The 10,931-nt window shown below is 48.9% G+C and carries 12 protein-coding genes, 1 pseudogene and 1 riboswitch; of the genes and pseudogenes, 8 read left to right on the forward strand and 5 right to left on the reverse strand.

Annotated features, from left to right (window positions below; genetic code table 11):
- The 5 genes from AB7U36_RS10490 to AB7U36_RS10510 all read right to left on the reverse strand — a co-directional run.
- The coding region (locus AB7U36_RS10490; RefSeq protein ID WP_428159729.1) for a hypothetical protein at positions 1–1,267 on the reverse strand (1,267 nt) is incomplete at its 3' end.
- Between the two features lie 65 nt (positions 1,268–1,332).
- Positions 1,333–1,929, reverse strand: coding sequence for a pilus assembly PilX family protein (locus AB7U36_RS10495; RefSeq protein ID WP_428159730.1), 597 nt, complete (start codon positions 1,927–1,929; stop codon positions 1,333–1,335).
- A gap of 46 nt (positions 1,930–1,975) precedes the next feature.
- Positions 1,976–2,404, reverse strand: coding sequence for a type IV pilus modification protein PilV (gene pilV / locus AB7U36_RS10500; RefSeq protein ID WP_428159731.1), 429 nt, complete (start codon positions 2,402–2,404; stop codon positions 1,976–1,978).
- A 3-nt stretch (positions 2,405–2,407) separates the two neighbouring features.
- Positions 2,408–3,106 (reverse strand): prepilin-type N-terminal cleavage/methylation domain-containing protein, encoded by a 699-nt coding sequence (locus AB7U36_RS10505; RefSeq protein WP_428159732.1) that lies wholly within the window; start codon positions 3,104–3,106, stop codon positions 2,408–2,410.
- A 42-nt stretch (positions 3,107–3,148) separates the two neighbouring features.
- Positions 3,149–3,691 carry a GspH/FimT family pseudopilin gene (locus AB7U36_RS10510; protein ID WP_428159733.1) on the reverse strand — a complete coding sequence of 181 codons (543 nt, stop codon included), beginning with the start codon at positions 3,689–3,691 and terminating at the stop codon, positions 3,149–3,151.
- Positions 3,692–3,914: 223 nt separating this feature from the next.
- A riboswitch (TPP riboswitch) is annotated at positions 3,915–4,026 on the forward strand.
- A gap of 81 nt (positions 4,027–4,107) precedes the next feature.
- Between AB7U36_RS10510 and thiC the strand changes: the two genes are divergently transcribed.
- The 8 genes and pseudogenes from thiC to AB7U36_RS10550 form a co-directional block, all read left to right on the forward strand.
- Positions 4,108–5,394, forward strand: coding sequence for a phosphomethylpyrimidine synthase ThiC (gene thiC / locus AB7U36_RS10515; protein WP_428159734.1), 1,287 nt, complete (start codon positions 4,108–4,110; stop codon positions 5,392–5,394).
- Between the two features lie 138 nt (positions 5,395–5,532).
- The gene (locus AB7U36_RS10520; protein ID WP_428159735.1) at positions 5,533–6,036 is read left to right on the forward strand and encodes a hypothetical protein; all 504 of its coding nucleotides are present in this window, start codon (positions 5,533–5,535) and stop codon (positions 6,034–6,036) included.
- Positions 6,036–7,247 (forward strand): bifunctional phosphopantothenoylcysteine decarboxylase/phosphopantothenate--cysteine ligase CoaBC, encoded by a 1,212-nt coding sequence (gene coaBC / locus AB7U36_RS10525; RefSeq protein ID WP_428159736.1) that lies wholly within the window; start codon positions 6,036–6,038, stop codon positions 7,245–7,247. Before AB7U36_RS10520 ends, coaBC begins: the two co-directional genes overlap by 1 nt.
- A gap of 4 nt (positions 7,248–7,251) precedes the next feature.
- Positions 7,252–7,848, forward strand: a complete 597-nt coding sequence (locus AB7U36_RS10530) for a uracil-DNA glycosylase family protein (RefSeq protein WP_428159737.1) — start codon at positions 7,252–7,254, stop codon at positions 7,846–7,848.
- Positions 7,838–8,734, forward strand: a complete 897-nt coding sequence (locus AB7U36_RS10535; protein WP_428159738.1) for a tyrosine recombinase XerC — start codon at positions 7,838–7,840, stop codon at positions 8,732–8,734. The genes AB7U36_RS10530 and AB7U36_RS10535 overlap by 11 nt, the downstream gene beginning before the upstream one ends.
- A 73-nt stretch (positions 8,735–8,807) precedes the next feature.
- On the forward strand, positions 8,808–9,353 hold the full coding sequence (hslV, locus tag AB7U36_RS10540; RefSeq protein ID WP_428159739.1) for an ATP-dependent protease subunit HslV: 546 nt from the start codon (positions 8,808–8,810) through the stop codon (positions 9,351–9,353).
- A 35-nt stretch (positions 9,354–9,388) separates the two neighbouring features.
- Entirely contained in the window at positions 9,389–10,753 is a 1,365-nt protein-coding gene (gene hslU / locus AB7U36_RS10545; RefSeq protein WP_428159740.1) for an ATP-dependent protease ATPase subunit HslU, read from the forward strand.
- Positions 10,750–10,931: pseudogene (locus AB7U36_RS10550) on the forward strand (acetylglutamate kinase); the annotation flags it as partial. The gene hslU and the pseudogene AB7U36_RS10550, both read left to right, overlap by 4 nt.

A 10,931-nucleotide genomic window follows, 5' to 3' on the forward strand; every position in this document is an offset into this window, starting at 1 on the left:
TGTTGGTAGGCTGAAACAGTCCGTAATAGATAAAGTTGCCGGCATAGGCCTTGTTGGCGCGGCTAACCGGCACTGCAGCCGCAGTGAACACTTCGTTCTGTTCCGCAATGGCGGAGATAATGGTGTTCAAGGACCGGCCAAGTGCTGCCGCATTTGACGCCTGATAGTATTCGCCGCCGCCGCGCTCTGCCGCCTTGGAAAGCAGAGCAAGATCTTCTTTAAATCCGATGGTATAGGTTGTAATATTTTGGTCTTCAAAATCGCCTGTGCTGCCCTTGTCGGAGAGATCATTGTGTTGAAGAAAATAGGCGACATCATCCAAATAACTATAGTGACTATCATTCGCATCATCCTGATAGCCACTGCTGTTATAGTTATCCTTGTGTTCGTCTGACAGGTAACTGTCTATGATATACTTATTGCTCGCAAACTTATCATCGTCCATGGTTGGCGCGCCGTCCGTGACCAGAATGATGTAGTTTTTTTGGCAACGGTATTTTATGGGACTAGTATAGGTGCCACTGTTAAACCAGCTTCCTTTGCCAGCGAAATAGAGCCCGGCTTCAGCCATGGTTTCTGCAAGCGGGGTCCAGGTATCTGATTTCAACACACCGACGGCCCCATAGTCAGATTGAGACGTATCTGCCATTTTATCCGTATCAGGGTCATAATCACCGATCAGGGTGTTTTGGGTCGCCCCGCAGTCAGCTATAATATACCCTCCCTGGTTGAAATTAAAGGCCATCAGTCCGAAATTGACGGTCTCAATGTTGTCGATAATCAGATCGGCAACAACTTCTTTGGCTACTTCCATGCGAGTGCGGTCACCACCCTCTGCATTTTCATAATTAAGATAGTTGCCCAGCGCGTAGCTTTTTCTAAAACCATAACCAGAACAATATATGTTACCACCACTTTTGGCCAGTTTACCACTCCAATTACCTTCACTAAGAAGCTCATTCTTAGCATCATTGCATTGCCAGCCTGATGAGTTAATATTGTCAAAGTATCCGCTCCAGCTACTAAAATGTCCGCTCCCGCTGCTAATATAAACTTTGTTTGCGGTGTATGAACCGGAATAAGTGGTTGCAGGATCATAAGGGTCACCGGACACATCTTTTTCACTCATACTTCCGGAGTTATCCAGAATAATGAGGACATTGGGCTTGACCTCAATATTCGAGACACCGTAAATATCTACATCTTCCGCGAAGGCAAACGATGCCCATGCAATCAGGCCCAATAGAAATAACACTCTGGTTTTCATGTTTTTTCCTCCTGATTTAGCATCCGGAAACTCCAGAGGCTAACTGATCCGTTTCCGGACAGAACCTATTCATATTTGTTGAACACCTTGTAAACGCCTTCCTGCAAGATCACCTTGCGATCATCCTTAACGGAATAGGCGGTAATGGTAAAACGGCGGATTTCGAAATTGTTGGGATCGTAGCCGCTTCCCGGCAGGGGTTTGTCGCGGTGATTCAGAACCGGCACCTGATTGGCCGGGTGCTTGGTAGCATCATTGTCGAAGTCCTTCAGGTCTTCCCAGTTGGTGATGTCGGTCGCGGTGGAAACATTGTTTCTAACCCTGTAGCTGCCGATGACTTCACCATTTTTGATGATTTCACTGACATCAGTAATGCCGTTACCATTATCATCAGTTCCCGCCTGCGGAAAATAGGCAGCGCTTTCATCTGATGTCAGATAAGCAGTCGTAAGCCAGGTTCTGTAATTGAGTTTCCCGGCAGCCAGGCACATCTCCTGGTTATAGAAATCCGTTCTGTAAATCCGGTCGTTCCCGGTTATCTGCAGTTCCACGCTGGTTGTATTCAGCGCCGCAATCCCTATGACTGTCAGCAAGACCAGAAAAAGAATTGCGGATATCAAAGCAAAACCTTGTTGGTTGCTCACATGATTAAGTGGCTTCATATCTCCCTCAATTCGTTGAATCTATCCTGAAAAAAAGCTCACACTACTATTGGGCCTTGACAGCCGAAAGGCTGAAACTTTTCAGATCTCCGTTTAGATTCCAGAACACTGTAACGTCAATTGTTTTACTGTCCGTGACCGGTGTATTGTCGGTGATCTGCCAATATGCATGACAGAAGTTATCGCTATCAGCCTGATCGCCATCCGCAATCGTACCACTACCATCGGACAGCGTATAGGTATTGTTATTGGTTGATTTGAGCCTGTCATCGTTATAGTCCCAGGACAGCATTTGTTCAATCTGGTCACTGCCGAACACCGTGGCTTCAGTCAGGCGATTGGCGCTGCTGTTGCCCCGAATAGCCCATAACTGCATCATAGAAACGCCAAGAATGCCGACGCTAAAAATCATCAGCGCAACAAGCACTTCAATAAGACTGAAGCCAGCATCATTATGGCTTTGCTGCTTATTCACGGGTCAAATCTCCGCATTTCTGAGGTAGATGGTTACAATCTGGAAGCGGCGTCTGAACCTGTCATTGTAAGGTCCCCAGACATCACCGGATGCGGAGGTGTAGGTCTTGTTACTGGAAAAATTACGGTCAGGCTTCCCCACGCGGGCCAGAAGAGAAATCTGTACTGTTTTTATGTCATCCGGTTTGGTCACCACAGCGCCGTCAGAGTTAAGGTAGCGAAATTCCAGCTCTTCAATATTTTCGGCAATAGCACGTTTAATTCCACCGACTTGCCTGCCGATATCATTATCTCCATCGCCATAGGCATCATATAAATCAAAGGTGATGGTTTGTAATTCACCCGTTTCATCCGCACCGGTGGAGGTGTCATTGTCACCATCGGCATTGTCGTTATCCAACCCGTCATCATCAGCAACATAAGTAAAAACAACAGTGGTTAAATTTGCTGTTTCAATACCTGCCCTTCCTGAGCTGTAAGGGTCGTATCCTGCCATGCGCAGTTCCTGCGCCATATAGCTGATTCCGGCACGCAGGTTTTGCTGCATTTCCACCACCTGATCCTGGGCTTGGTAACTAGCCTGTTGAGACGTGAACTGTGCGTAAACCCCTCCCAGAAGAATACCGGAAATGGCAAGAACAACAAGAACTTCAATCAGGGTAAAGCCAGCATTTTCCCTGCATGGCGATATATTTTTTCTCATTATTTCCCCACCTGTTATTTGTTTACCCCTCCACTGATTGCCTCACTCCCAATTTGTTCCGTCATAACTTTTTCGTATTTTCGGATATCCGGAATTGGACAAAGCCATCTCATACCAAACGGAATTATTGTTCCTTAATCTTGCAGAACCTGTCCTGTTACCAAGGGGGAATCCACGGGAATTATAGCCAGTCCTTGATGTACCACCAAAGCTGGCTTCATAAAGTGTGCAACCTAGGGGCATGGCAACCGGTAACAACGTCACTTCTCCACCGTCTTGTACTGCGTTATCAGCGGTTCCTGCACCATCACCATTATCAAGAAAGATCGTATACCCTCCCCCCTGAGCCGGGAAAGTCACCGTTGAAAAGGTAATGCCTACACTGCAATTGCGTTTAAGCGCTTCAGACTTGGCTTTCTGCATATTGGAATAGAGCTCACGTGCCGCAGCTTTTAAGCGATAGTTCGACAACCAGAGCATGATATTTGGGATTGCAACAGTCATGGCGATTACCATGATCGCCAATACGATAAGGGTTTCCAACAGCGTAAAACCTGTGCCAGTATTTAACATTTTGTTATTCATGAACGTCTTCGGATAAAATTAAAAATTATTTAATTTGCCGGATGACAACCAGGCAAAATGTCTCGAAGTTGTTTGACGCCATGGTTAAATATCGCCAAAACCATGAAATAAAATTAATACTACAGGCGCCATTGGTTTTCAATCATTGTTTTAACCTTGCAGCCAATCTGATCTTAAGGTTAAGCCATTGACAGAACCTTTTTAATCAAGTATTTGACATTTCAGTTAATCATGGGGGTGCTTTTGTAAAAGCTGAGAGAAGTTGGCTCAAAACTTCAACCCTTGGAACCTGATCCGGCTCGTACCGGCGTAGGAAACTTGATTGAAGCTTTGGTATAGAGCGATCTGTCATCTCCCGGCCCCGCCGTTTCAGTTTCCCTTTCATAAAATATAGATATAAAATAGGAGATGTACACATGTCACAGTCATATACGACCCAGATGGATGCAGCCAGGAAAGGCATTCTCACACCGCAGATGGAACAGGTGCTCGCCAATGAACCCATTTCAAAACAGGATCTTATGGAGGGAATTGCCCAGGGCTCAATTGCTGTCCCTGCCAATAAGAATCATTTAAACCTGAAAGCCGCAGGCGTGGGAAAAGGGCTTAAAACCAAAATTAACGTCAATCTGGGCGTATCCAAAGATGTCTGCTGTTTTGATGCGGAACTCCAGAAGGCGCGGTTGGCTCTGGAGTACCAGGCAGACGCAGTCATGGACCTGAGCGTATCCGGCGACACTGAAAAATTTCGCAAGTGTCTGGTGGCACAAATCCCTGTGATGATCGGTACGGTGCCCATTTATGACACCTTAACCCGTACCGGAAAGCCCACCCAGGAAATAACCCTGGAAGAGTGGTTTGAAACCGTTGAAATCCATGCAGCCAACGGGATTGATTTCATTACCATCCATGCCGGACTCAACAAAAAATGTGCCCAAAGCATAAAAACCAACCCCCGGCTGTGCGGCATTGTCAGCCGGGGCGGGGCTATCCTGTTCGAATGGATGGAAAAAACCGGCAATGAAAATCCCTTTTATGAACACTTTGACCGGCTTCTGGACATCTGCCAGGCTCATGATGTCTGCATCAGTCTGGGGGACGGACTCAGGCCTGGCGCCATACAGGATTCAACAGACGCCCCCCAGATTGAGGAGTTGATCACCCTGGGGGAACTGACCCGGCAGGCCTGGAAAAAAAATGTGCAGGTCATGATTGAGGGGCCCGGCCACGTGCCGCTGCATGAGGTGGAAATGAACATGAAACTGCAAAAAAAGCTTTGCCACAATGCCCCGTTTTATGTGCTTGGCCCCCTGGTTACCGACATTGCCCCCGGCTACGACCATATCACGTCAGCCATAGGAGGTGCCCTGGCCGCCATGCATGGTGCTGACTTTTTGTGCTATGTCACCCCGGCTGAACATCTGCGGCTGCCCACTGCAGACGATGTTAAACAAGGTATTATGGCATCCCGGATCGCGGCCCATGCCGGAGATCTGGCCAAGGGTCTTAAAGGGGCCGGGCTTATCGACCATAAAATGAGCAAAGCCCGGGGTACGCTGGACTGGGAGGGACAGTTCGACTGCGCCCTGGACCCGGAAAAGGCAAGACTTTACCGCAACTCGTCCCAGCCTGGGGAAAAAGAGGTTTGTACCATGTGCGGTGATTTTTGCGCGGTTAAACGTGTGGGAAATCTGCTTGAATAGCGGCACATCCTGGCAAGGTGCATGACTGTTTTATGTTCATGCGTCAGCACTGAAGTGAATGACATTGAATTGACATTTAAGAGGATTCGTTTTAGAAAACATAGCATTTGCTGTAACGAATAATCAGGAGAATACTAAATGAAAATTCGTCATTGTCTGCCGGCAATTTGTTGGGGGTGTCTAATATTTACAGCCTTTATTTTTATTTCAGGGTGCGGGCTTTTTAAGGGGTCATCTGCCTCTAAACAGGTCCAGTCCTCCCCCCAGCCGGAGGTTAAGGAGAAACCTGTTGCTGTTTACTATGATTTTGAGGATGTTCTGGTTCCCAAGGAACTGAAAATTATCAAAGACCGCACGGTTATCGTTTCAACACCCGGATTCAGATCCGGAATCCTTAGCCTCAAGGGGCGGGTGGAGTCAAACTCCCTTTATAATTTCTTTTCCATAAACATGGAAAAAGACAACTGGGAGGTCATTTCCAGGATTAAAGCCCCTGAAACCACCATCATGGTATTTCAAAAGGCCACGCGCTGTGCCGTGATTTCAATCCGTGAAGAACAAATTTATACCTATATTGAAATCGGCATCGCCCCGACCCTGCGCGGCGTCTCCCAAAATCCCACAAACGATGGGACCTTTTGATGACATTGAATGGTAAACACGTTTTTTTAGGTGTGACCGGCGGTATTGCCGCGTATAAATGCGTTGAACTGCTCCGGCTTTTTAAAAAGGCCGGGGCCGATGTGGTGGTGGCCATGACCCGGGCCGCCACCCGGTTTGTGGGGCCTGCCACCTTTGAGGTGCTCTCGGAAAACCCGGTGCTTCTGGATTTGTGGGAAGGACCCGGTTCCGGGGTGGCCCACATTGAAGTGGCGTCAAAGTCGGCTCTTGCCGTCATCGCGCCTGCCACGGCCAACTTCATTGGCAAGCTGGCCCACGGCATTGCCGACGATGCATTGACCACCACCATGCTGGCCATGACCTGCCCTGTTTTGATCTGCCCGTCCATGAATACGGATATGTACCAGAATATAAGAGTGCAGAAGAACCTGGATCTGCTGGAAGAGTCCGGTATTCACATCCTGGATCCGGATTCAGGAGTGCTTGCCTGTAAAACCGCAGGTGCCGGGCGTCTGCCTGAACCCTGGTTTATTTTTGACCGGGCTTGTGCGCTTTTTTACAAAAAGGATCTGAAGGGAAAAACCATTTTAGTTTCTGCCGGCCCCACGGTTGAGCCCATTGATCCGGTACGTTTTTTAAGCAACCACTCCTCGGGAAAAATGGGGTATGCCATTGCCGGGGCTGCGGAAAAAAGAGGGGCCAGGGTCATCCTGGTATCCGGTCCTGTCAGCCTTGATCCCCCTGTTGGCGTGGAGCGCGTGTCCGTGGGGTCCTGCGACCAGATGTATGATGCCATGCTTGGATCTCTGGACCAGGCTGATATCATTATTAAAGTGGCCGCTGTGGGGGACTTCAAACCCGTGTCTGTCCAGGCCCATAAAATCAAAAAAAACGGGGGTCAGGATCAGGATCAGGGGTACATGACCCTTGAACTGACCCAGAACAAGGATATTTTAAAGGCCATTGGGCTCAAAAAGAGGAAAGATCAGTACCTGGTCGGCTTTGCTGCGGAGACCCGTGACCTTGAAACCTATGCCAAGGGCAAGATGGAAAAAAAACACCTGGATATGATTGCGGCCAACATTGTGGGAAAAACCGGTTCCGGCTTCAAAGCAGACACCAATAAAGTCAAACTGTTCACCCGGGACGGCCTTGTCACGGATCTGCCTTTGATGCCAAAGGAGAAGGTGGCCCACGCCATTCTGGATGCGGTTGTCCAGGCGGTCTCTTAAACCCATGGATGTTTTTGACGGAAATACAGTTCAAAATTCAGACTGCGGCCATGGAGTTGTCCAGGCCCTCAATGCCCTGGGCCAGTTTCTGAAGTTTCAGAAAAGTTTGGGCAATCAATCCATAGCCCTGGGCCGGGATGCCTTTCATATCCTTGAAACATGGGGCACCCCGTCATGGCCGCCACCGCCCTTTGCTGCCCAGGGGCCTGAGGATGCGCGCATCGTGCTGGTGGACAGTGAGGAAACCTTTTTTAAGGGGCCGCCCGGCATCCTTTTGGTAAAGATGCTTTCAGCCATGCATCTTACACCGTCTAAGGTGTATATCTGCAATGCTGCAGATAGCGCTTTGCTTGCCCGCCACATACTGACGCACAAACCGTTAGCCGTGGTGGGGTTGGGAGAAAAGGCCTGCCGGATGATGAAAGGCTCGGATGATCCCCTGGTAAAAATCCGGGGGCATTTCTTTCAATACCACGGGGTCCCGGTCATGGCCACCCACCATCCTTCGGCGCTTGTGCAGAACCCCGCCCTGAAGCGCCAGACCTGGGACGATCTCAAACAGGTCATGGCCTGTACAGGACTGGACCGCCATGATTCTTGATGACTATCTGATTACCCTGGAAGCTGAAAAAGGGTATTCCTCCCATACGCTTCGGGCCTATTTTACGGATATAAAAAGTTTTATCCTTTTTTATCTGGACACCTGCAACTGCACGGATGAAAACTGGCAACAGGCCTTTGAAAAAAGGGCTCAACAGGTGGACAAGATCATCGTGCGCAGATATCTTGCAGCCCAAACTGCCTTGAAAAAAAGTAAAAAAACCCTTTCACGGCGTCTGTCCGCCTTAAAATCTTTTTTTGACTACCTGATCAGGTCCGGGCTGGTCGGGTTGAATCCTGCCGATGTCATCCCCTTTCCAAAACTTGAGAAATCCCTTCCCAAGGCCATGGGTATTGACGATATTTTCAGGCTGTTGGACACCATGAAAAGTGATACCTGGATGGACAGACGCAATCTTGCCATGTTTGAAACCTTTTATTCCACGGGCATGCGAATCGGTGAGCTTCACATGCTTGATATCCAGGATATTGATTTTCATGCCGGGCTGATCCGGGTGTTAGGCAAGGGAAACAAAGAGCGCATCATGCCCGTGGGCAGGCGCGCCCTTGATGCCATCCAAATCTACCGGAGTGATCTCAAGGAAAATTTCCCGCCGGTATTCTTAAACAAAGACTTTCAAAGGCTTGGCAGGCGCTCCATTCGGCGGATTCTTGATAAGGTGGTCATGGAATGCGGCTTGGGTTTGAAAATATCACCCCACACCCTGCGGCATTCCTTTGCCACCCATATGCTGGATTCCGGTGCGGACCTGCGGGGCATTCAGGAAATTCTAGGCCATGCCAGCCTGTCCACCACCCAGGTGTATACCCATGTGAGCATGGACCGCCTGATGGCCGTGTACGACAAAGCCCATCCCCGAAGGTAACCATTTTATAAAATTAACAAAAACCAGACTGCTGGCCGGTTTTACGGCGAACAGAACCAGGAGATAACCATATATGAATAATCAACAATTTCACGGCACCACAATTCTTGCCATTAGAACCGGGGACATGGTCGTGGTTGCCGGTGACGGACAGGTCACATTAGGCAATGTCGTAACAAAACATAAAGCCCGGAAAGTCAGACGGATTTATAACAACAGGATTATTACAGGCTTTGCAGGGGCCACGGCCGATGCCCTGACCCTGGCTGAAAAGCTTGAGGAAAAATTGGATCAGTACAGCGGAAGCCTGACCCGGGCCTGTGTGGAACTTGCCAGGGAATGGCGTACGGACAAATTTCTTCGCCGTCTTGAGGCCATGATGATTGCAGCGGATAAAGAAAACCTGTATCTTCTGTCAGGCAACGGGGATGTGATTGAACCGGATGAAGGCGTCATCAGCATCGGATCCGGCAGCACCGCAGCCCAGGCCGCAGCTGTGGCCTTGATTGAAAATACGGATCTTTCACCGGTTCAGATTGTGGAAAAAGCCATGAAAATTGCCGCAGATATCTGTATATATACCAATCACCATGTCACCATTGAAACCATAGAAAGTTAATAACAATTGCAGGTTTAACCATTGGAAACGATTGAATGAAGGATTTAAAACCCCACCAGATTGTAACGGAACTGGATAAATACATTATTGGCCAGAATGCCGCCAAAAAATCAGTGGCTGTGGCCTTGAGAAACCGATGGCGGCGACGGCAACTGGAACCGGAACTCCAGGATGAGATTGCACCTAAAAATATCATCCTCATCGGTCCCACAGGTGTCGGCAAAACCGAAATCGCCCGCCGCCTTGCCAATTTGACAGATTCTCCTTTTTACAAGGTGGAGGCATCCAAATTCACAGAGGTGGGGTATGTGGGCCGGGACGTGGAATCCATGATCCGGGACTTGGTAGAGCTTACCGTGAACACACTCAAAGGCCGTCAGCAGGAAGCGGTTCAGGAAAAGGCAGTAAAAATCGCCCGGGAGCGGGTGCTTGATATCCTTTTGCCTCCCCCAAAAAGCAGTCCGGTATTCGGGGCTGATACCGGGGATGGTGCGTCTCAAAAGCCCGGGAATAAGCCGACGGAACATACCCGGGAAAAGCTTGGCAAAATGCTTGATCAAGGTAAGCTTGACGATCGTAAAATAGATATTGATGTCCAGGAAAAAAATTTTCCCATGGTGGAAATCTTTTCAAATGCCGGCATGGAGGAGATGGGTATCAATATGAAGGATATGCTTGGCAATTTCATGCCCAGAAACACCAAGAGCCGCAATGTCAAGGTTAAGGACGCCCTTGCCCTGATTGCCCAGGAGGAGGCGGCCCATCTGGTGGACATGGATGAGGTGAAAAACGATGCCATTACCTTGGTGGAGCAGTCCGGCATCATTTTCATCGACGAGATTGACAAGATTGCGGGAAAAGACAAGAGCCACGGGCCGGAAGTGTCCAAGGAAGGGGTTCAAAGGGATCTGCTGCCCATTGTGGAAGGCAGTTCCGTGCCCACCAAATACGGCACAGTGAAAACGGATCATATCCTGTTTATTGCTTCGGGGGCCTTTCATGTGTCCAAACCCTCGGATCTTATTCCGGAACTGCAGGGGCGGTTTCCCATCCGGGTGGAGCTCTCCTCTTTGGGCGCATCGGAATTTTCCCGGATACTCACCGAGCCTAAAAACGCCCTGGTACTGCAGTATATTGCCTTGCTGCGCACCGAAGGGGTTCATATAAGTTTTACCCAGGGGGCTGTGGACAAAATTGCCCAGATTGCCGTTGAGGTGAATGCATCCATGGAAAATATCGGGGCAAGGCGGCTTCATACGCTCATGGAACGTCTGCTTGAAGAGATTTTATTTGATGCCCCGGATATAGAGAACACCACCATCACCATTGATTCTGATTTTGTTGAAAAACAGCTGTCAGATCTTGCCAGAAACCAGGACTTAAGCAGGTATATTCTATGAAAAATACGGTTGCAGACATATTGATAGAGGCTTTACCCTATATCCGGAAATTTTCCGGAAAAACCGTGGTAATCAAGTATGGCGGACACGCCATGGTGGATGAGGACCTGAAAACCAACTTTTCCAAGGATATTATCCTGCTTAAAACCATCGGGGTCAATAGATCGGAAGAGCACAC

The organism is Desulfobacter sp., assembly GCF_050177295.1.

What these genes read in the sequence shown, in the direction of transcription:
- thiC (WP_428159734.1), top strand. Translation starts at nt 4,108, where the DNA reads ATGTCACAGTCATATACGACCCAGATGGATGCAGCCAGGAAAGGCATT.
- AB7U36_RS10530 (WP_428159737.1), top strand. Translation starts at nt 7,252, where the DNA reads ATGGATGTTTTTGACGGAAATACAGTTCAAAATTCAGACTGCGGCCAT.
- hslV (WP_428159739.1), top strand. Translation starts at nt 8,808, where the DNA reads ATGAATAATCAACAATTTCACGGCACCACAATTCTTGCCATTAGAACC.
- AB7U36_RS10505 (WP_428159732.1), bottom strand. Translation starts at nt 3,106, where the DNA reads ATGAGAAAAAATATATCGCCATGCAGGGAAAATGCTGGCTTTACCCTG.
- AB7U36_RS10495 (WP_428159730.1), bottom strand. Translation starts at nt 1,929, where the DNA reads ATGAAGCCACTTAATCATGTGAGCAACCAACAAGGTTTTGCTTTGATA.
- AB7U36_RS10535 (WP_428159738.1), top strand. Translation starts at nt 7,838, where the DNA reads ATGATTCTTGATGACTATCTGATTACCCTGGAAGCTGAAAAAGGGTAT.
- AB7U36_RS10520 (WP_428159735.1), top strand. Translation starts at nt 5,533, where the DNA reads ATGAAAATTCGTCATTGTCTGCCGGCAATTTGTTGGGGGTGTCTAATA.
- coaBC (WP_428159736.1), top strand. Translation starts at nt 6,036, where the DNA reads ATGACATTGAATGGTAAACACGTTTTTTTAGGTGTGACCGGCGGTATT.
- hslU (WP_428159740.1), top strand. Translation starts at nt 9,389, where the DNA reads ATGAAGGATTTAAAACCCCACCAGATTGTAACGGAACTGGATAAATAC.
- AB7U36_RS10510 (WP_428159733.1), bottom strand. Translation starts at nt 3,691, where the DNA reads ATGAATAACAAAATGTTAAATACTGGCACAGGTTTTACGCTGTTGGAA.